Raw genomic sequence first — 20,774 nt, forward strand, 5'->3', positions numbered from 1 at the left:
CTGCGGTCTCTCATCCGCCACCGCAATCGGCAATACAGCGCCAATCCCGGGCAAAGGGAAGTTACAAAGGTGGCCGGCAGGCCGGATGAGGGGCGGCCAAAGAACACAAAAGGCCGGGATCCTGCGATCCCGGCCTTTCCAGTTCGTCTTTCCGTCGGGGCTGTCAGTCGACGGCTTCCAATGAACGGATCGGTGCCATGTCGGCAGCGCCCGCGTTCTTGTCTCTTTCCCGTTGCAGCGCCTCGGTCTTCTCGCTGAGACAGCGGATGATTTCCTTGAGCTGCTGCTTCTGTTCCTCGGTGAGGACGGCGAAGATCGCCTCGATCGTCTTGTGCTGCGGCTGCTGGGCGGCCGAAATGACGGTCCGGCCCATATCCGTGATCGAGACGATCTTGGCACGGCGGTCCTTCGGGTCGGGCTCGCGCTTGACCAGCTTGTCACGCTCGAGACCGTCGATCGCTTCCGTCACCGTGCGGGGTGCGAAACCAAGAGCGCAGGCGATATCCGTCGACCGTTGCGGGCCCTGACATTCCAGAAGAAGCAGGAACTTGCTGCGGGCGAGCGACACACCTTCGTCCATCATGCACTCGTTCACCAGGCGGCTGACCTGATGGTAGAGCTTGAACATGCCCTGGGAGATTTCTATCGTGCTACTCATGAGGTGGAATATAGGTATTATGAGGGACCATGTCAAAGGATCGTAACGTTTTTCGATGAATTTGATCATAGATATTGAACGATCATCGTAAAGCCGCCCGGCCGTTATTTCCGCCTTCCCGGAAGGTTTTTTCCGGGGGCATGATTTCACCCTGCATAACCCGGCTCTTCGGCCTGCGGGCATTGACCCTTCGGGGCGTCGGGGCGATTGTCCGGCCATGCCTTTCCGCTTCATCCACACGGCCGACCTGCACCTCGATTCGCCGCTCACCTCCCTGGCCCTCCGCAATGCCGACCTCGGCGACCTGGTGCGCGGGGCGACCCGCACGGCGCTGGAGCGCATCGTCGACATCGCGCTCGCCGAGGCGGTCGACGCGCTCGTGATCGCCGGCGATCTCTACGACGGCTCGCAGACCTCCATGGCGACGGCGCTCTTCCTGATGGCCGAGATGCGGCGGCTGGAGGCGGCGGGCATCCGCGTCTATCTCATCCGCGGCAATCACGATGCGCAGTCGCAGATCACCCGCGAGCTCACCTTCCCGCCGAACGTGCATGTCTTCGACGGACGGGGAAGGCCGGTGCGGGCGGGGGCGCTGGCGAACGGGCGCGAGGTCCATGTCCACGGCATCAGCTTCGCCAACCCGCACGCGCCGGCCTCGTTGCTGCCGTCCTTCCGCGCGCCGGTGGCCGATGCGGTCAATATCGGCCTGCTCCACACCAGCCTTGCCGGCGCAAGCCGCCACGATCCTTACGCGCCCGTCAGCATCGCCGACCTCGCCGCGCACGGCTTCGACTATTGGGCGCTCGGCCATATCCACCAGCGCCGCGTGCATCTGGAAAAGCCGTGGATCGTCATGCCCGGCAACCCGCAGGGGCGCGACATCAACGAAAGCGGGCCGAAGGGCGTCACGCTCGTCACCGTGGAGGAGGACGGCACGATCGCCTGCGAGGAGCGCCCGGTCGCCGTCGCCGTCTTCGAGCGGCTGTCGGTGGACCTTGCCGGCGTCGACGACTGGCGCGGCATGCAGGAGCGGGCCGAGGCGGTGCTTGCCGCCGCGCTCGCCGCGACCGGCGGCGCCCATCTCGTCGCGACCGGCGGCGCCCATCTCGTCGCGCGCCTGACGCTGGCGGGCGCGACGCCGCTCGCCTGGCGCCTGCGCCGCGATGAGGACCTGCTGCTCGCCGAATTGCAGAATATCGCCGCCTCGCTCGGCTCCGGCTGGATCGAGGCGGTGGAGCTTGCCGTCACCGCCCCGCCGGTCGCCGAAGGGAGCGATGCCGGGCCGCTCTCCGAGCTTTCCCGCCTGATGCACGCGGACGTCACCCTCAGTCATGCCTATCGCGAGGAGCTGCGCGAAACGCTCGCCGATCTCCTGCGGCAATTGCCGAAGGAGGCGCGTCACCTTCTCGTGCCGGACGAGGTGGCGGAGGAGGGGCTGATCGCCGAGCTTGCCCGCGAGGGGGCCGATACAGTGCTCGCCCGCCTCGGCGGCGAGCGGGAAGGGGCCTGACATGCGCCTCGACCGGCTCGACCTCGTCCGCTACGGCAAGTTCACCGAGCGCAGCCTCGATTTCGGCGTGCCCCGGCCGGGCAAGCCGGATTTCCATCTCGTGCACGGCCCGAACGAGGCCGGCAAGTCGACGCTCTTTTCCGCCTATCTCGACCTCCTCTTCGGCATCGAGAAGACGAGCGCCTACGGTTTCCTGCATCCTTATGCGCTGATGCGCGTCGGCGGGCGGCTTTCCATCGGCGCGGACGCCGTGGAGGCGTACCGGCTCAAGCGCAACCAGGGAACGCTTGTTTCCGCCGACGACCGGCCGCTGCCCGATACGCTCTTCGCCTCCGTCCTCGGCGGCATGGACCGCAGCGCCTACCGCACCATGTTCTCGCTCGACGACGAGAGCATCGAGAAGGGCGGCGAGGATATCCTGAAGAGCGAGGGCGAGCTTGGCGCCATGCTGTTCTCGGCAAGCTCCGGCCTTTCCGACATGGCCTCCGGCCTTGCCGCGCTGAAGGCGGAGGCGGACGATTTCTACCGGCCCGCCGGCCGCAAGCACGGGCTCTCCACGCTGAAAATCGAGATCGAGGCGCTGGCGGCCGAGCGCAAGGCGCTCGACGTCGCTGCCCGCGACTACGGTCTTCTCGTGCGCGAGCGCGACGAGGCCGCCCGGCGCCATGCGGAGGCGAGCGCCGAACGGGCCGAGGCACGCGCCGCGCTGGGGCAGGCCGAGCGCAGCCTTGAGGCGCTGCCCGCCCTTCGCCGCCTGCGCAGCCTCAGGGCCGAGCTCGGCGCCTTCGACCTCGGCGATTCCCCGCCGCCCGGCTGGCGCACCCTTCTGGGCGAGCTTGCCCGCGAGGAGGCGGAGATTGCCGCTCGGACCGAGGGCGTGGCTGCCGAGCGCGACCGTTCCGCCGAGGAACGTGCGGGCCTATCCGAGGATGCCGCGGTGCTGGAGGCCGAGGCCGATATCGCGGCCCTTGCCGGCTCCGCGCTGGAAGCCCGCTTCCGCACCGCCGCGATGGACCTTGCCGCGCGCGAGGGCGAGCGTGACCGGCTTGCCGCAACGCTTCGGGCGGAGATCGCCGCGCTCGGCCTTCCGCCGGAGACGGATCCGGCGGAAATCCTGCTGCCGCCCGGCCTCGGTGAAAAACTCACCGCGCAGCTTTCCCGCCGCGCCGCGCTTGCCGAGCGCGCCGAGGCCGCCCTTCGCGAGCGGGCCGAGGCGGAAAAGGCGCTGGAGGCCGCGCGCGCGGCGCAGGATTGCGGCGCGGAGGGCGATGAGGCGCAGCAAGTGGCGCTCGGCGCCGCGCTGCGCGCCGCTCGCTCCAGCGATCTTCCCGCACGCCTGCGCGAAGCGCGTCGTCTTCTCGCCCTTGGCCGGCAGGAGGCCGAGGCGGCGATGGCGGGGCTTGCACCGTGGTCCGGCACGGCGGCGGCGCTCGCGGCCCTGCCGGTGCCGTCGTCTTCGGAACTTGAAAGCCTGCGCAAGCGGCGCGAGGCGGCGGAAGACGCCCTTCGCCGCCAGCAGGAGCAGGTCGCCGCCCTGACGCTCGAAAGTGCCGGCGCCAAGGCAAGGCTCGACGCGCTGCAGGCGGTAACGGGCGCTGCGGGCGAGGAGCAGGCGGGCCGCCTGCGCGCCGGGCGCGAGGAGGCGTGGCAGGCGCATCTCGCCCGTCTCGACCGCCAGACCGCCGCCGCCTTCGAGGCGGCGATGCGGGAGGACGACCGGGTGACGGATGCGCGCCTGCGCAGCGCCGACCGCCTCTCCGAAATCCGCCTGCTGGAGCGCAGCGTGGCGGAAGGCGCGGCGCGTCTTGCGGCGCTGGCCGGCGAGACGGAACGGCTTGAGGCGGCGCGAACGGAGACGGATGCGGAGATCGCCGCCATCGCCCGCCGCTGCGGCCTGCCGGCGGAGACGCCCCTGCCGGAAACGGCGGGCTGGATCGAGCGCCGTTCGGCCGCGCTCGCCATGGCCGCCGATCTTGCCCGGTGCGGCACGGAGGCCGATGTGGTCGAGGAGGAGGCCAGGGCGACGCTCCTGCGGCTTGCCGGCCTGCTCGGGACGGATTTTCCCGCCGGAACCACGTTCGAGGAAGCCGTCTTCCTTGCGGAGGATCGCCTGGAGGCGCTGAAGGCGGCGGAAGCGCGCCGCCTTGCCGCCGCCGAGCGCCACACCCGTGCCACAGCCGATGCCGAAGCGCGCGGCAAGGCGGCAGGGGAGGCGGCGGACGCCCTTTCCGCATGGCAGGCGGCATGGCAGCGGGACATCGCCGGCACATGGCTCACAACGGACCGGGCGCCGGGCGATCCGGAGCGCCTTGCCGCCCTTCTGCCCGCCCTGCAGGCGCTCGCCCGCACCGTCGAGCGGCACCGCGAACTGGAGCACCGCATCGCCGCCATGCGGCGCGACCAGGAGGATTATACCGGCCATGCGCAGCGGCTCGCCGGCCGGCTCGGCGAGGCGTTCGACGCGGCGGACCCCCTTGCCGCGGTTGCGAGCCTTAACCGCCGGCTCGCCGCGGCGAAAGCGGTGCACGACCGGCGCGCGGCGCTCGACAAGGCGCTGGCGCGGCTCGGCGAGGAGGCCCGCACGCTGGAGGAGCGCCGGGCGGCGCTTGCCGCGCGGCTTTCGGAGATTTTCGCCGTCCTCGGCTGCGCCAGCCTCGCAGAGGCGGAAATCCTCCTGGAATCCTATCGCCGGCGCGACGATCTTCTCGACCGCATCGGCGAGGCGGCGCGCGACCTTGCCCGGCAGATGCGCCTGGAAACCGCCGAGGAGGCGGAGGCCGCCCTGTCGGCGGTCGACGAGGACCAGCTTGCGGGCGAGCGGGCCGATCTTGCCGCACGGCTCGACGATCTCGACCGCGCGGTGGAGGAGCAGCACCTTGCAAAGGCCCGCGCCGACGAGGCCCTGTCGAAGATCGCCGGCAGCGATGCGGCGGCGGCGCTGGAGGAGCGGCGGCGCACGGCGCTCGTCGATCTTGCCGAGCGTTCGCGGCGCTACCTTGCCACGCGCGCCGGCATCCTTGCGGCCGAGCAGGCGCTGCGGCTCTACCGCGAGCGCCACCGCAGCCGGATGATGGAGCGCGCCTCGCACACCTTCCGCGCCATCACGGGCGGGGAATATGCGGGCCTTTCGACGGTGCTGGAGAAGGACGGCGAGTTCCTCGTCGCCAATGCCGCCTCAGGCGCCTCGAAGCTCGCGAAGGACCTTTCCAAGGGCACGCGCTTCCAGCTCTATCTCGCGCTGCGCGTGGCGGGCTACCATGAGATCGCCGAAACCCGCGAGACCGTGCCCTTCATCGCCGACGACATCATGGAGACCTTCGACGACGGGCGCGCGCTCAATGCCCTGCGCGTCATGGGCGAGATGGCAAGGGGCGGGCAGGTGATCTACCTCACGCACCACCGGCACCTGCGCGATCTGGCGCGGGAAGCCTGCCCGGACGTCACGGTCCACGAGCTGTAACGGACGCCCCGCCGGGCGCGGAACTTGACTCGCCCGGCGGTAAATGGTTCTTGGCGCACCATCTGCGCCGTGCGAAGCCTGCTTCGCGCGACCTTCCGCCTTCGATGAACGGACAGGCATGAACATGAGGACCGGGAAAGAGGCGACGATGTGGGAGCGGGGTCTTGCGCCTGCCGGCTTCCTCGTGCTGCTTTTCACCCTCTTCCTCTCGCAGTTCTCCCTGCCCGACAGTGCACGCACCGCAGGCCATCCGCAGCGTGCCGCCGCGGAAGGGGGCGTCGCGCCGTCGCCGCTTTCGCCTTCCGGCGACGATCTCTGGTTCCCGGCGAGCGGCCATGCCGAGCGGCGGACGGCCAAGGCGAAGGCCGGCCTTGAAAGCGGCAATGCCGGCGGCAAGGCTCTCCTGCCCGGCACGGGCTTCCTTGCCTATCCCTTCGAGACGGCGGCTTTGCTGGTCTTCGTCCTTGCCGACGATGCGGCCCCGGCGCGTGCAGCCACCGCGTTCTTCAGAAGCCGTGCGCCTCCGGCCCTTGCCGGTTGAGGCTCCGTGGCGCCGGTTGCGCGCCATTCGATGACATTCCGATCCCAGCGGACGGCGTCGGCCTGAGGGCGCGCCGTTCCGGCAGTTGAAGTGGAACACCCAATGAAAACCTCCAAGTGGGCCCTGATGGTCTACGCCGTCATCATCCTTTTCGGGATGCTCGCGGCCGTGCCCAACGTGCTGACGTCTGAGCAGCAGGCGAAATTCGGGCGCTACCTGCCCGCCAACCCCGTCACCCTCGGCCTCGACCTGAAGGGCGGCTCGCACCTCGTCCTCGAGGTGGATTCCGCCGCGCTGCGCAAGGCGCGCATGGATACGCTCCTCAACGACGCCCGCGCCATCCTGCGCAAGGCCGGCGAGCGGGCCTCGGCCGCCCGCCTCAACGGCGCCACGCTGACGATCACGCTGCCCGACCAGGACGCGCTCGACAAGGTGCTGCCGGAAGTGCGCAAGCTTGCCGCGCCTGCCTCCGCGCTCGGCTTCGGCGGCGGCTCGGCCGATATCGACGTCGCCACGAGCGGCACCGTCATCAACGTGACGCTGACGGAAGCCGGCATCAACGAGCGCATGTCGGCCGCCGTCGAGCAGAGCCTCGAGATCATCCGCCGCCGCGTCGACCAGGTCGGCGTTGCCGAACCGCTCATCCAGCGCGTCGGCGGCGACCGCATCCTCGTCCAGCTTCCGGGCCTCCAGGACCCGACGCGCCTTCGCCAGCTGCTCGGCTCGACCGCGCAGATGAGCTTCCACATGGTCGACCAGAGCGTCGATCCGAACGGCGTCGCCCCGCGCGGCGTGCTGATCCTGCCCGGCGCCAACGACGGCCGGAAGTATGCGGTCGAGGAGCGCGTCGCGATCTCCGGCGACCGCCTTGCCGACGCCAAGGCAGGCTTCGACCAGCGCACGAACGAGCCGATCGTCTCGTTCACCTTCGATTCCACCGGCGCGCGCCAGTTCGCGGAAGTCACCCAGGCCAATGTCGGCAAGCCCTTCGCCATCGTCCTCGACGGCAAGGTGTTGACGGCGCCGGTCATCCGCGAGCCGATCCTCGGCGGCCAGGGCCAGATCTCGGGCAACTTCAACCCGCAGGAAGCGACCGTCCTTTCGGCGCTGCTGCGCTCGGGCGCCCTGCCGGCCCCGCTCACCATCATCGAGGAGCGCACCGTCGGCCCGAACCTCGGTTCGGACTCGATCCGCATGGGCCTCTATACGGGTCTTGCCGGCCTTGCCGCCGTCGTCGTGATGATGCAGGTGCTCTACGGCTCCTGGGGCCTCATCGCCAATCTCGGCCTCGTGCTGCACACGATCCTGACCATCGGCCTGCTCGGCCTTCTCGGCTCGACGCTGACGCTGCCCGGCATCGCCGGCATCATCCTCGGCATCGGCATGGCCGTGGACGCCAACATCCTCATCAACGCCCGTATCCGTGAAGAGACGGCGGGCGGGGCGGGGGCCATGAAAGCGCTCGATGTCGGCTTCAACAAGGCCTACGCCACCATCGTCGACGGCAACATGACCACCATGGTGGGCATGATCCTGCTCTTCATGTTCGGCTCGGGTCCGGTGCGCGGCTTCGCCATCACCATGATCATCGGCCTTGCCATCTCCATGTTCACCTCGATCACCTTCGTGCGCCTGCTGATGCGCGAAGTGGTCATCCGCAGCAAGATGAAGAAGATCAACATCCATTCGATCTTCGGCCAGGTCTGGAGCATCCCGAGCTTCTCCTTCATGCGCGGGCGCTATATCGCGATCGCGACGTCTGCGATCATCTCGACCAGCTCGATCGTCCTGTTCTTCACGCCGGGCCTCAACTACGGCATCGACTTCGTCGGCGGCATCCAGGTGGAGGCGACCTCCAAGGCGCCGATCGACCTTGCCGTGCTGCGCAAGAAGATGGAGGACCTGAACCTCGGCGAAGTGGCGCTGCAGGAATTCGGCCAGGGCACGTCCGTCCTCGTGCGCGTCCAGCGTCAGCCGGGCGGCGAAGCGGTGCAGACCGCCGCGCTCCAGGAAATCCGCAACGGCGTTGCCGAAGTGATCCCGGACGCCAGCTTCGAGCGCACGGAAGTGGTCGGCCCGACGGTCAGCACCGAGCTTGCCCGCTCCGGCTTCCTTGCCGTCGGCCTCGGCATGCTGGCGATCCTGATCTACATCTGGTGGCGCTTCGAATGGCACTTCGCCGTGGGCGCCATCGTCACGCTGGTGCTGGACATCACCAAGATGATCGGCTTCTTCTCGCTGATGCAGATCGACTTCAACCTGACGGCCATCGCCGCCGTGCTGACGCTGATCGGCTATTCCGTGAACGACAAGGTAGTGGTCTACGACCGCATGCGCGAGAACCTGCGCAAGTACAAGACGATGCCGTTCTCCGACCTCATCGACCTGTCGATCAACCAGGTGATCATGCGATGCATCTTCACCTCGCTCGCCGTCGCGGCCTCGCTGCTGCCGATGGCGATCTGGGGCGGCGACACGGTCAAGCCCTTCGCCTGGCCGATGCTCTTCGGCGTCGTCGTGGCGACGACGTCGTCGATCTATATCGGCGGCCCGATCCTGCTCTTCCTCAGCCGTTACTGGAAGGATCGCAGCGCGACGCGCACGGCCGACGCGCCGGCGGCGGAGGCTTGAATGCAGAACGGGCGCCCTTGAGGCGCCCGTTTCGTTTCAGGAGAAGCGCGCCGGGCTGAAGGCCGCCGCCTCCACGCCCTCGCGGGCAAGCGGTTCGGGCACCGGAGCGCCGGCGAGGAGGCTGCCGGCAAGGCTGCCGAGGGCGGGCGAGGTGAGGATGCCGTAGCCGCCCTGGCCGGCGAGCCAGAAGAAGGACGGCTCGTCCTTCGCAAAGCCCACGACCGGCAGGCGGTCCGGCGAGAAGCTGCGCATGCCGGCCCAGCTCCTGAAGACGCGGCGCACGCTGAGGGTCGTCGCCTCCTCGATGTAGTGGGCGGCATAGGCGACATCCAGTTCTTCCGGCTGCACGTCGGCGGGCTCGCACGGCGTCTCGTCAGCGGGGGAGGCAAGCAGGCGTCCGCCCTCCGGCTTGAAATAGAACGTGTCCTCGATCTCGTTCATCTCCGGCAGGCGGCTTGCCTCGACGCCCTCCGGAAGGTCGACCGTGACGGCGGTGCGCCGGTGCGGCACGATGCCGACAGGGGCGACGCCGGCGCGGGCGGCGACCGTATCGGCCCAGCCACCGGCCGCATTCACCAGCATGCCGGCGACAAGCGTCTCCTCGTTCGTCTCGACCAGCCATTTGCCGCCGACGCGCCGGGCGCCGGAAAATTCGCGCTTCTCGAGGACCTGCGTGCCGTGGCGGCGGGCGTGGCGGGCGTAGGATTGCAGGAGCGCGTCGACCTCGATGTCCCAATAATCCGGGTCGAAATAGGCGGCGGCGACATAGGCGGGGTTCATGATTGGCGTGCGGGCGAGGAGGGCGGTCTCGTCGAGCCATTCGACGGCCGCGCCGAGCGCCTTCGCCTCCTCGAAGCGGGCCTGCACCAAGGCCGCCTTTTCCGCAGCGCCGAAGACGACGCTGCCGCGTGGGATGAGCAGAGGCACCTCGCAAAAGCCTTCCGGCGGCGCGGTCATGAAGGCGTGGCTGGCGCGGGCGAGCGCGTTGACGGCGGGGGCGTTGTCGCGCAGCGTGAACTCGGCGGCCGACCGGCCCGTGCTGTGATAGCCGAGCGCGCCTTCCTGCTCCAGAACGACGACGGAGCGGTGCGGGCTCAGGAAATAGGCCAGCGACAGGCCGGCAATGCCGCCGCCGATGATCGCGATGTCGAAAGTCTGCATGGTCGTCTCCGCCTGTCGTTTCGCCACAGGGGTAAGGGAGCGGCGGCCATTCTTCAAATTTATAGGGATGAAGGTGGCTATCAGCCGGATTGATGCTCGTCGCCCCATCGCCATGCGGAAACACCCGCGACATGGGCGAGGAAGGCGCGCTCGGCGGGGTTCAGCGTCGCGCCGGGATTGGAAATGCGGAAGGTCTCCGTCACCGGCAGGTCGGCATAGGGCGGCAATTGCCAAAGTTCGCCGGCCGCGAGCGCCCGGCCTGCGAGATGGACGGGCAGCATGCCGATGCCCGCATTGGCGATGACGAGCCGCAGCACCTCCTCCACGTTGAAGGCGAGCGCGCGCACCTGCTGGCCGAAGGAGCCGATGGCGCGTACGGCCGTCACCGGCCCCATATGGGGCCCGCCCAGTACGTCGGCGAGGAAACTTACATAGGGCTCGCCCCTCAGGTCCTCCAGCCGTGCATCCGCCGCGCCGAACAGGCGGTGGCTACGCCCACAGTACAGCGCATAGCGCTCGTAGCAGAAGGGCGCCTTTTCCAGCGCCTCGGGAATGATGCCGTCCGAAAGGCCGAGCGTGGCGACGCCCCGCTCCACCGAGCGGATGACGTCCGTGGTGGTCTCGACGGTGACGCCGACCGTCACGCGCGGATAGAGCTTGAAGAAATCGGCGATCGCCCGGTCCCAGGCCGGGTTCATGGCATGGCTGACGGTGTGGATGGCGATATGGCCGGCGATCTCCTCGCCGGAGGTCTCCATCGCTTCCGGCAGGCGCACGATGGAGGTGAAGATGTCGCGGCAGAGCGCATGCAGCCGCACGCCGGCCTCGGTGAGTTCGAAACGGCCGGGGCTGCGGTCGATCAGCCGGTGGCCGACCGATTGCTCCAGCCGCTTCAGCGCCATGCTGACGGCCGGCTGCTGCAACAGGAGCCGGCTCGCCGCCCGCGTGATCGAGCCTTCCTCCACCACGACCACGAAGGTGCGCAGCAGGTTCCAGTCGAGATTGTGGGCGAAGCGTTCGAGACGGTTGAGCGGCATGGGCCTAGCTATGACGGCAGGGCGGGGAATGGCAAGGGGTGGAAGCCGCCCCTCATCCCGCTGCCGCGACCTTCTCCCCGCAAGCGGGGAGAAGGAGGTTGTCGCGCCCGCTTCCTGCAAAGGGAAAACAGGGCCTCATGCTTCCTTCTCCCCGCTTGCGGGGAGAAGGTGCCGGCAGGCGGATGAGGGGCATTAGCCTCCCGCACCTCACTTCATCGTATAGATATCGATGGAGAAATACTTGTCGTTGATCTTCTGGTAGGTGCCGTCCTCGCGGATGGCCTTCAGGGCGGCGTTGAGCTTTTCGCGCAAGTCGTTGTCGTCCTGACGCACGGCTATGCCGACGCCTTCGCCGACGAACTTCGGGTCGGTGATCGGCTGGCCGATCAGCTCGCAGCAGGCCTTGCCGTCGTCGTTCTTGGTGACCCAGTCGAGCAGCGGGATCATGTCGCCGACCTGAAGGTCGAGACGGCCGTTCGCCATGTCGAGGTTGACCTCGTCCTGTGTCGGATAGAGCTTGATGTCGGCATCCGGGTAGACGGCGGCGACATAGTCGGCCTGCGTGGTGCCGGACTGGGCGCCGATGGCCTTGCCCTTCATGCCTTCGTTGGTGAAGTCGGTGATGCCGGAATTCTTCGCGGCGGCATGGGTCATGGCGGCGAGATAATAGGGATCGGTGAAGGCGACCTGCTTCTTGCGCTCCTCGGTGATGAACATCGAGGCGATGATCATGTCGTATTTCTTGGCGATGAGGCCGGGAATGATGCCGTCCCAGTCCTGCGCGACCACCTCGCACTCGACCTTCATCTTCTCGCAGAGCGCAAGGCCGATCTCGACGTCGAAGCCGCCGAGCTTGCCGGCCGAATCCTGGTAGTTGAAGGGCGGATAGGCGCCTTCCGTGCCGATCTTCAGCGTCTCGGCGGAGGCGTTGGCGGCAAGCAGCGTGGAGCCGGCGAGCGCCAGTGCCAGAAGCATTCTTTTCATGGTGGTTCCCCTGTTGTCTTTGGACGATGGGGAACGGTAGCGCGGGGCAGCGCATAAACGAAATAGATAGCCATGATGTTCGCTATCATTCCGGTTGATGCGCCGGCCCGGTTTTCCGGCTGCTACCAGCGCTGGTGGACGTGCGGTGCGACGAGGCGTTCGTAGATCTCCCGCGTCGCGTCCATCACGTCCTGCGGGATGGGCGGGAGGCTTGCGGCCGCGGCATTGGCCTTCGCCTGCGCGGCGTTGCGCGCGCCGGGAATGACGACGCTGACGGCGTCCGCCATCAGGATCCAGCGGAGCGCGAAGGCGGCCATGCTCTCGCCCGCCGGCACCAGCGCGCGGATCTCTTCGACCGCCTGAAGGCCCGCCTCGAAGGGCACGCCCGCAAAGGTCTCGCCGACGTCGAAGGCCTCGCCGTTGCGGTTGAAGTTGCGGTGGTCGTCGGCGGCAAAGGCGGTCTCGCGCGAAATCTTGCCGGAGAGGAGCCCGCTTGCCAGCGGCACGCGGGCGATGATCGCGACGTTGCGGCGGGCAGCTTCCTGGAAGAAGAGCCGCGCCGGGCGCTGGCGGAAGAGGTTGTAGATGATCTGCACGCTAACGACGCCGGGATATTCGATCGCCTTCAGCGCCTCCTCGACCTTCTCGACGCTGACGCCGTAATTGGCGATCTTGCCGGCGGCCTTGATCTCCTCCAGCGCTGCGAAGACCTCGGGGCGATAGAACACCTCGGTCGGCGGGCAATGGAGCTGCACGAGGTCGAGCCGCTCGACGCCGAGGTTCTTCAGGCTCCGGTCGATGAAGCCTTCGAGGTTTTCCTTGGTGTAGCCGTCGGCGACATGGGGCGAAAGGCGGCGGCCGGCCTTGGTGGCGACCATCGGGCGCGCGCCGCCGCGGTCCTTGAGAACGTCGGCGATGATCTTTTCCGAGCGGCCGTCGCCGTAGACGTCCGCCGTGTCGATGAAGGTCATGCCGGCATCGAGCGCGGCGTTGAGGGCGGCGCGGCCGTCGGCCTCGCTCACATCGCCCCAGGCGCCGCCGATCTGCCAGGCGCCGAAGCCGATGTCGGTGGTGGTGAAGCCCGTGCGGCCGAATGTGCGATGTCTCATGAAAATGTCTCCCGGCAAAAATCGATGTGCCGGGAGGTAGCATTCCGCCGGGAGGCGGACAAGGAAATCGCGCGATCTTCCGGTCAGGCCGGCATGATTTCAACGAGATAGAAGGCGGCACTGTCGCCGGCCGGCACCACCTCCGCCGCTTCCGCGCCGGCGAGCACGAGCGCATCGAGCGGCTGGAGGCCGATGAGGCCGTCGCCCGTCGAAACGCCGAGCGGTGCGAGCGCCAGAAGCAGGCGCTCGCCGGACGATGCCGGAAGGGCCGTCGATGCCGACGCGACATGATGCGTGAGCGTGTGCCGGAAGGCACCGCGCCGCGTCATCACGTTGAGGTCGGTGATCGGCCCGCCGGTAAGGCGCGCCGTGGTGGGCGCATCGGCGGGGAAGGCGAGCGGCGCGGACTGCGGCGTCAGCAGCCTGTCGCCGAGCCCTTCGATGGAAAGCGCCATGCCGTCGCCCGAAAGCACCGCCAGCGTGCGGTCGATGCCGGGGAAGACGGAGAAGGGGCCGTCGCTCGCCACGCTCGCCATGCTGACGCGCCAGCCGAAATCCGAAAGGCTCGCGCCTTCCGGATGGACGATCACCTCGACCGTCTCGCCGCCGCCGTTCTTCCACGGCATGCGGCGATGGTCGGCGTTGGGCAGGAGCCTCGCCATTAGTTGCCGAGGATGGCCGGCAGGCGCAGGCCCTTTTCCTTGGCGCAGTCGATGGCGATGTCGTAGCCGGCATCGGCATGGCGCATGACGCCGGTCGCCGGGTCGTTCCACAAAACGCGGCCGATGCGCTCGGCGGCGTCATCCGAGCCGTCGCAGCAGATGACCATGCCCGAATGCTGCGAGAAGCCCATGCCGACGCCGCCGCCGTGGTGGAGCGACACCCAGGTGGCGCCCGAGGCGGTGTTGAGGAGGGCGTTCAGGAGCGGCCAGTCGGAAACGGCGTCCGAGCCGTCCTTCATGGCTTCCGTCTCGCGGTTCGGCGAGGCGACCGAGCCCGAATCGAGGTGGTCGCGGCCGATGACGATCGGCGCCTTCAGTTCGCCGTTCCTGACCATCTCGTTGAAGGCGAGGCCGAGGCGGTGGCGGTCGCCGAGGCCGACCCAGCAGATGCGCGCCGGCAGGCCCTGGAAGGAGATGCGCTCGCGTGCCATGTCGAGCCAGTTGTGCAGGTGCGTGTTGTCGGGCAGCAGCTCCTTCACCTTGGCGTCGGTCTTGTAGATATCCTCCGGGTCGCCGGAGAGGGCCGCCCAGCGGAACGGGCCGATGCCGCGGCAGAACAGCGGGCGGATATAGGCCGGCACGAAGCCGGGGAAGTCGAAGGCGTTTTCCAGGCCTTCGTCTTTGGCGACCTGGCGGATGTTGTTGCCGTAGTCGAGCGTCGGGATGCCGGCATGGTGGAAGGCGAGCATCGCCTCGACATGGTCGCGCATGGAGGCGCGGGCGGCCTTTTCCACGGCCTTCGGGTCGCTTTCGCGCTTTGCCCGCCATTCGGCCATGGTCCAGCCCTTCGGCAGGTAGCCGTTGATCGGGTCGTGCGCGGAGGTCTGGTCGGTGACGATGTCCGGGCGGATGCCGCGGCGGACCATTTCGGGCAGGATCTCGGCCGCATTGCCGAGGAGGGCGACCGATTTGGCCTCGCCCGCCTTCGTCCAGCGGTCGATCATCTCCATGGCTTCGTCCAGTGTCTCCGCCTTCTCGTCGACATAGCGGGTGCGCAGGCGGAAATCGATGGAATCGGGGTTGCACTCGACGGCAAGGCAGGAGGCGCCGGCCATGACGGCGGCGAGCGGCTGGGCGCCGCCCATGCCGCCAAGGCCGCCGGTGAGGATCCACTTGCTCTTGAGGCTGCCGTTGTAATGCTGGCGGCCGGCTTCCACGAAGGTCTCGTAGGTGCCCTGCACGATGCCCTGGCTGCCGATATAGATCCACGAGCCGGCCGTCATCTGGCCGTACATGGCAAGGCCCTTCTTGTCGAGCTCGTTGAAGTGGTCCCAGTTCGCCCAGTGCGGCACGAGGTTGGAATTGGCGATGAGGACGCGCGGGGCATCCTTGTGCGTGCGGAAGATGCCGACCGGCTTGCCGGACTGCACGACGAGCGTCTCGTTTTCTTCCAGATCGCGCAGCGAGGCGACGATCGTGTCGAAATCCGCCCAGGTGCGGGCGGCGCGGCCGATACCGCCGTAGACGACCAGCTCGTGCGGGTTTTCCGCGACGTCCGGGTCGAGGTTGTTCATCAGCATGCGCAGCGGCGCTTCGGTCATCCAGCTCTTGGCGGTGCGCTCGGTGCCGGTGGCGGCGCGCACGTCTCGGATGTTGTGGCGGGGATTGTCGGTCATGGCTGGTTCTCCCGGATCAGCGATTGAGGGTGGAGGCGAGCGCCTCGATGTGGGTGAGGATGTCTTTCAGGTGGACGCGGAGCTTTGCGGCCTTCTCCTCGTCATAGGCGAAGGGCGGGGCCTCGCTTGCAAGATGGCTGCGCTGGGCAAGCTCCATCTGGATGGCGTGGACGCCGGTTTCCGGCCTGCCGTAATGGCGCGTCGTCCAGCCGCCCTTGAAGCGACCGTTGAGCACGCTCGTATAGCCTTCGGCCTTGGCGCAGACGTCGACGGTCGCCGCCTCGATCTCCTTGGCGCAGGTGCGGCCCATGTCGGTGCCGACGTTGAAATCCGGCAGCCGCCCCTCGAAGAGGAAGGGGATCAGCGAGCGGATCGAATGGCAATCGTAGAGGATGGCGACGCCGTGGATCGCCTTCACGCGCTCGATCTCGGCGGCAAGGGCCGCATGGTAGGGCGCATGGAAATTGGCGAGCCGATGGGCGATATCCGCTTCGGTCGGCGCAGCGCCGTCCTTCCAGATCGCCTTGCCGTCGAAATCCGTCTCCGGCACGAGGCCCGTCGTGTTCTGCCCCGGATAGAGGCTGACGCCGGCCGGGTCGCGGTTGGCGTCGATCACGTAGCGGTGGAAGGTGGCGCGCACCGTCGTCGCGTCCGGCAGGAGGCCGTCATAGAGGCGCTCGATGTGCCAGTCGGTGTCCGCGAGGATGCGGCCGTTGTCGTTCAGCCGCTCCCATATATCGGCCGGAACCTCCGTGCCGGTATGCGGAAAGGCGAGGATGACGGGCGAGGTGCCCTGGTGGGTTTCGAAGACGGTGCTCATCGGATGGCCTCCGGGTGACGCTCACCCCCCTCTGGCCTGCCGGCCATCTCCCCCACAAGGGGGGAGATCGGCAAGGCGTGGGGGCATTGCTCGACCGCGACGGTCGAATTGGGCGAAACGGCCCTCCATCCAATCTCCCCCCTTGTGGGGGAGATGGCCGGCAGGCCAGAGGGGGGTATCACGCTAAACGTACCCATCCCTATACCTCCAGCACCGGCAGGATGCCCTTGGAGACGGAGGCGGCGAGGGCGCCGGAGGAGATGAAGGTGCCGGCGGCCGCAAGGTCGGGGGCCATGTAGCGGTCTTCCTCCAGCGTCGGCACGACGGTGCGCAGCGCCGCAACGACCTTCTGCAGTTCCGGGCTGGTCACGAGCGGGGCGCGGAACTCGATGCCCTGCGCTGCCGTCAGCGCCTCGATGCCGACGATGGCGGCAAGGTTCTCCGTCATGCGCAGGAGGCGGCGGGCGCCGTGGCAGGCCATGGAGACGTGGTCTTCCTGGTTGGCCGAGGTCGGCGTCGAATCGACCGAGGCCGGATGCGCCATCTGCTTGTTTTCGCTCATCAGCGCGGCGGAGGTGACTTCCGCGATCATCAGGCCGGAATTGAGGCCCGGCTTCTTGGCGAGGAAGGCCGGCAGGCCGAAGGAAAGGGCGGGATCGACCAGCAGCGCGATGCGCCGCTGCGCGATGGCGCCGATCTCGCAGACCGCAATCGCGATCTGGTCGGCGGCAAAGGCGACGGGCTCCGCATGGAAGTTGCCGCCGGAGACCACCGTGTCGTCGGAAAGCACCAGCGGGTTGTCCGTCACTGCATTCGCTTCGATTTCCAGCGTGCGGGCGGCAGAGCGCAGGAGATCGAGGCAGGCGCCGTCCACCTGCGGCTGGCAGCGGATGCAATAGGGGTCCTGCACGCGCTCGTCGCCGGTAATGTGGCTTTCGCGGATGACGGAGCCGGCGAGCAGCGCGCGCAATGCGGCGGCCGCGTCGATCTGGCCCTTGTGGCCGCGCAGCGTGTGGATATCGGGATGGAACGGCGCGGAGGAGCCCATGGCGGCATCCGTCGAGAGCGCGCCGGTGACGAGCGCGGCCTGCGCGGCGCGGTGGGCGCGGAAGAGGCCGGTGAGCGCCAGCGCCGTGGAGACCTGCGTGCCGTTGATGAGGGCAAGGCCCTCCTTGGCGGCCAGCACGACCGGCTTCAGGCCGGCCTTGGCGAGCGCCGCGCCGCCCGGCAGGCGTTCGCCGGCATAGAAGGCCTCGCCTTCGCCGATCATCACCGCCGTCATGTGGGCGAGGGGGGCAAGGTCGCCGGAGGCGCCGACGGAACCCTGTTCCGGGATGACCGGGACGACGCCCTTTTCCTGCATGGCCTCGATGAGGCGCACGACCTCCAGCCGCACGCCGGAGGCGCCGCGGCCGAGCGAGATGAGTTTTAGCGCCATGACGAGGCGCACGATGTTCTCGCCGAGCGGTTTGCCGACGCCGCAGCAATGGGAGAGGATCAGGTTGCGCTGGAGCGTGGCGACATCGGCGGGCGCGATCTTGATGGAGGCGAGTTTGCCGAAGCCTGTGTTGATGCCGTAGACCGGCACGTCGCCGCTGGCGATCTCGGCGATGCGCGCGGCGGCCTTCTCGATGCCCGCGTCGAAGGACGCGTCGAGCCGGGCGGCTTCGCCGGTGCGGTAGATGGTTTCGAGGGTCTTGAGGGGCACGGAGCCCGGATGAAGCGTGATTGTCATGGTTCACTCCCGCGGCAGCTCCCGGCTGCCATTGATCGAATTACTGTCCGCTGCGGATGCGGGCGTGCATGGGGTTGAAGCCCATGCGGTAGACCAGCTCCGCCGGCCGGCCGATGTCCCAGAGGACGAAATCGGCCCATTTCCCGGCTTCCAGCGTTCCCACCTCGTCGACGAGGCCGAGCGCGCGGGCGGCCTCGCGCGTCACGCCGGCGATGCACTCCGTAACGGTCATGCCGAAGAGGGTCGCGGCCATGTTCATGGTGAGGAGGAGGGACGTGAGCGGCGAGGTGCCGGGATTGGCGTCGGTCGCGACCGCCATCTTCACGCCGTGCTTGCGGAAGAGCTCGACCGGCGGCTTCTTCGTCTCGCGGATGAAATAGAAGGCACCCGGCAGGATGACGGCGACGGTGCCGGCCTTCGCCATGGCGGCCGCGCCCGCATCGTCGGTATATTCGAGGTGATCGGCCGAAAGCGCGCCGTAACGCGCGGCAAGCGCCGCGCCATGCAGGTTGGAGAGCTGGTCGGCGTGGAGCTTGACCGGCAGGCCATGGCTTTTCGCGGCATCGAAGACCTTCGCCATTTCATCCGTCGAGAAGGCGATGCCCTCGCAGAAGCCGTCGACGGCGTCCGCCAGCCCCTCGGCGGCGATGGCCGGCAGCATCTCGCCGACGACCTTCTCGATATAGGCGGCCTTGTCGCCGTTCATTTCCGCCGGCAGCGCATGGGCGCCGAGGAAGGTGGTGCGCACGGTGACGTCGCGCGCCTCGGCGATGCGGCGGGCCGCGCGCAGCGACTTCAGCTCGTTCTCGGTGTCGAGCCCGTAGCCGGACTTGATCTCCAGCGTCGTCACGCCCTCGGCGATCAGCGCATCCACACGGGGAAGCGTCTGGCGCACCAGGTCGTCCTCGCTTGCCGCGCGCAGCGCCTTGACGGAGGAGACGATGCCGCCGCCCGCCCGCGCGATCTCCTCATAGGAGGCGCCGGCAAGGCGAAGCTCGAATTCATGGGCGCGGTTGCCGGCATGGACGAGATGGGTGTGGCAATCGATGAGGCCCGGTGTGATCCAGCGGCCCTCGCAGTCGATGCTTTCGGCGCCGGCAAAGGCTGCGGGAAGCTCGGCTTCCGGGCCGGCGAAGGCGATGCGCCCGTCCTCGACGGCGATGGCGCCGGCCTCGACAATGCCGAGCCCCGGAAGGCTTTCGTTGAGCGTGGCGAGGCGCGCATTGCGCCAGACGCGGGGCGTATCCTTTTCCGGTGTCGTCATCACGATTGCCTCTTCCCTGTGATGGATATAATGTATATACATAATGACGCAACACGCAAGGGCCAATTTGAGGCCGCGTTCAAGTGTACCGCGAAGGAGGGGACGATGGCCGTCATTCATGCAAGGCAGGCGCTGCTTTCGGGCGGCTGGGCGAACGATGTGCGGCTGCATGTCGAGGCGGGCCGCATAAGCGCGGTCGAGACGGACGCCGCCCCTGAAGCCGCCGACGAGCGCCACGACACCCTCTTCGCCGGCATGCCGAACCTGCACAGCCACGCCTTCCAGCGCGGTATGGCCGGCCTTGCCGAGACGCGCGGGCCGGGCAGCGACAGTTTCTGGAGCTGGCGCAACGTCATGTACCGCTTCGCGCTCTCCATGACGCCGGACGACGTCGAGGCCGTCGCCGCCCAACTCTATGTCGAGATGCTGGAGGCCGGCTTCACCCGCGTGGGCGAGTTCCACTACCTGCATCATGACAAGGATGGCGGGCATTACGACGATATCGCCGAGATGGCCGCGCGCATCGCCGCCGCGGCCTCCACGACCGGCATCGCGCTCACGCTGCTGCCGGTCTTCTACGCCCATGCCGGCTTCGGCGGCACGGCGCCGGGCGAGGGGCAGCGCCGCTTCATCAACGATCCCGAGTCCTATGCGCGCCTGCTGGAGCGCTGCCGCGCGCTCACCGACGGCCTGCCGGAAGGCGTCACCGGCGTCGCCCCGCACAGCCTGCGCGCCGTCACGCCGCAGGAGCTTTCCGCCGTCGTCGCCATGGCCGGCGACAGGCCGGTGCATATCCACATCGCCGAGCAGGTGAAGGAGGTGGAGGACAGCATCGCCTGGTCCGGCCGACGCCCCGTGGAATGGCTGCTCGACAATCAGGCCGTCGATTCGCGCTGGTGCTTCATCCACGCCACGCACATGACCGGGGCCGAGACCGCCGGCATGGCGAAGGCCGGCGCGATTGCCGGCCTCTGCCCTGTGACGGAGGCCAATCTCGGCGACGGCATCTTCGCAGGCGCCGATTTCCTTGCCGCCGGCGGCCGATTCGGTGTGGGGTCGGATTCCAACGTGCTGATCGGCCTGCCGGACGAGTTGCGCCAATACGAATATTCGCAGCGCCTCGCCCACCGTGCCCGCAATGTGCTGGCCGCCCCCGGCGGTTCGACGGGCCGCGCGCTCTTCGACGGGGCGCTTGCCGGCGGGGCCGCCGCGCTCGGTGCGCCGTCGGGCCTTGCCGCCGGCAACGCCGCCGATTTCGTCAGCCTTGCGCCGCGCCACGGCCTGGCGCTTGCCGGCGACGGCCTGCTCGACGGCTGGATCTTTGCCAACGGCGCGACGGTCGATTGCGTCTGGGTGAACGGGCGCAGGCAGGTCGAGGGCGGCCGCCATGTCGCGCGCGAGGCGGTCGGCCGGCGCTTTGCCGAGACGATGCGGGCGCTCGCCGACGCCTGACTTTCCATTGAAAGGCGTTGCGGCCTTTCCTAAGACAAGGAGCCGGGCGATTCCCGCCCGGCACACGCGCGGAG

At 68.4% G+C, this 20,774-nt stretch carries 15 protein-coding genes; 5 read left to right on the plus strand and 10 right to left on the minus strand.

Features of this window, described 5'->3' with window-relative positions; all coding sequences use genetic code 11:
* Nucleotides 1-163 precede the first annotated feature (163 nt).
* On the minus strand, nucleotides 164-658 hold the full coding sequence (locus tag HNQ66_RS16985; protein ID WP_184145472.1) for a MarR family transcriptional regulator: 495 nt from the start codon (nucleotides 656-658) through the stop codon (nucleotides 164-166).
* Nucleotides 659-875: 217 nt separating this feature from the next.
* On the opposite strand from HNQ66_RS16985, the gene HNQ66_RS16990 reads away from it, so the two are divergent.
* The 4 genes from HNQ66_RS16990 (at nucleotide 876) to secD (ending at nucleotide 8,800) form a co-directional block, all read left to right on the plus strand.
* Nucleotides 876-2,168 carry a metallophosphoesterase family protein gene (locus HNQ66_RS16990; protein ID WP_184145368.1) on the plus strand — a complete coding sequence of 431 codons (1,293 nt, stop codon included), beginning with the start codon at nucleotides 876-878 and terminating at the stop codon, nucleotides 2,166-2,168.
* Nucleotide 2,169: 1 nt separating this feature from the next.
* Nucleotides 2,170-5,628, plus strand: coding sequence for an ATP-binding protein (locus tag HNQ66_RS16995; RefSeq protein ID WP_184145369.1), 3,459 nt, complete (start codon nucleotides 2,170-2,172; stop codon nucleotides 5,626-5,628).
* 124 nt (nucleotides 5,629-5,752) lie between these two features.
* Nucleotides 5,753-6,169: a hypothetical protein gene (locus tag HNQ66_RS17000; protein ID WP_184145370.1), complete on the plus strand. Its 417-nt coding sequence runs from the start codon at nucleotides 5,753-5,755 to the stop codon at nucleotides 6,167-6,169.
* Between the two features lie 102 nt (nucleotides 6,170-6,271).
* On the plus strand, nucleotides 6,272-8,800 hold the full coding sequence (secD, locus tag HNQ66_RS17005; protein ID WP_184145371.1) for a protein translocase subunit SecD: 2,529 nt from the start codon (nucleotides 6,272-6,274) through the stop codon (nucleotides 8,798-8,800).
* A gap of 36 nt (nucleotides 8,801-8,836) precedes the next feature.
* Here secD and HNQ66_RS17010 read toward each other — a convergent pair whose 3' ends face one another.
* The 9 genes from HNQ66_RS17010 to hutI form a co-directional block, all read right to left on the minus strand.
* Complete coding sequence (locus tag HNQ66_RS17010; RefSeq protein WP_184145372.1) at nucleotides 8,837-9,961, minus strand: NAD(P)/FAD-dependent oxidoreductase; 1,125 nt, start codon at nucleotides 9,959-9,961, stop codon at nucleotides 8,837-8,839.
* An 80-nt stretch (nucleotides 9,962-10,041) separates the two neighbouring features.
* Entirely contained in the window at nucleotides 10,042-10,998 is a 957-nt protein-coding gene (locus HNQ66_RS17015) for a LysR family transcriptional regulator (protein WP_184145373.1), read from the minus strand.
* A 207-nt stretch (nucleotides 10,999-11,205) separates the two neighbouring features.
* Nucleotides 11,206-11,982: an ABC transporter substrate-binding protein gene (locus HNQ66_RS17020; RefSeq protein WP_184145374.1), complete on the minus strand. Its 777-nt coding sequence runs from the start codon at nucleotides 11,980-11,982 to the stop codon at nucleotides 11,206-11,208.
* Between the two features lie 122 nt (nucleotides 11,983-12,104).
* Nucleotides 12,105-13,091 carry an aldo/keto reductase gene (locus HNQ66_RS17025; RefSeq protein WP_184145375.1) on the minus strand — a complete coding sequence of 329 codons (987 nt, stop codon included), beginning with the start codon at nucleotides 13,089-13,091 and terminating at the stop codon, nucleotides 12,105-12,107.
* Between the two features lie 83 nt (nucleotides 13,092-13,174).
* Nucleotides 13,175-13,753, minus strand: coding sequence for a HutD/Ves family protein (locus tag HNQ66_RS17030; RefSeq protein WP_184145376.1), 579 nt, complete (start codon nucleotides 13,751-13,753; stop codon nucleotides 13,175-13,177).
* Nucleotides 13,753-15,429, minus strand: a complete 1,677-nt coding sequence (gene hutU / locus HNQ66_RS17035) for a urocanate hydratase (RefSeq protein WP_184145377.1) — start codon at nucleotides 15,427-15,429, stop codon at nucleotides 13,753-13,755. Before hutU ends, HNQ66_RS17030 begins: the two co-directional genes overlap by 1 nt.
* A gap of 16 nt (nucleotides 15,430-15,445) precedes the next feature.
* Nucleotides 15,446-16,249: an N-formylglutamate deformylase gene (gene hutG / locus HNQ66_RS17040; RefSeq protein WP_184145378.1), complete on the minus strand. Its 804-nt coding sequence runs from the start codon at nucleotides 16,247-16,249 to the stop codon at nucleotides 15,446-15,448.
* A 199-nt stretch (nucleotides 16,250-16,448) separates the two neighbouring features.
* Nucleotides 16,449-17,984 carry a histidine ammonia-lyase gene (hutH, locus tag HNQ66_RS17045; RefSeq protein ID WP_184145379.1) on the minus strand — a complete coding sequence of 512 codons (1,536 nt, stop codon included), beginning with the start codon at nucleotides 17,982-17,984 and terminating at the stop codon, nucleotides 16,449-16,451.
* A 40-nt stretch (nucleotides 17,985-18,024) separates the two neighbouring features.
* The gene (gene hutI, locus HNQ66_RS17050) at nucleotides 18,025-19,248 is read right to left on the minus strand and encodes an imidazolonepropionase (protein ID WP_184145380.1); all 1,224 of its coding nucleotides are present in this window, start codon (nucleotides 19,246-19,248) and stop codon (nucleotides 18,025-18,027) included.
* Nucleotides 19,249-19,353: 105 nt separating this feature from the next.
* Between hutI and HNQ66_RS17055 the strand changes: the two genes are divergently transcribed.
* Nucleotides 19,354-20,700: a formimidoylglutamate deiminase gene (locus tag HNQ66_RS17055; RefSeq protein WP_184145381.1), complete on the plus strand. Its 1,347-nt coding sequence runs from the start codon at nucleotides 19,354-19,356 to the stop codon at nucleotides 20,698-20,700.
* Nucleotides 20,701-20,774 lie beyond the last annotated feature (74 nt).

Source organism: Shinella fusca (assembly GCF_014203155.1).
GTDB classification, from domain to species: Bacteria; Pseudomonadota; Alphaproteobacteria; order Rhizobiales; family Rhizobiaceae; genus Shinella; species Shinella fusca.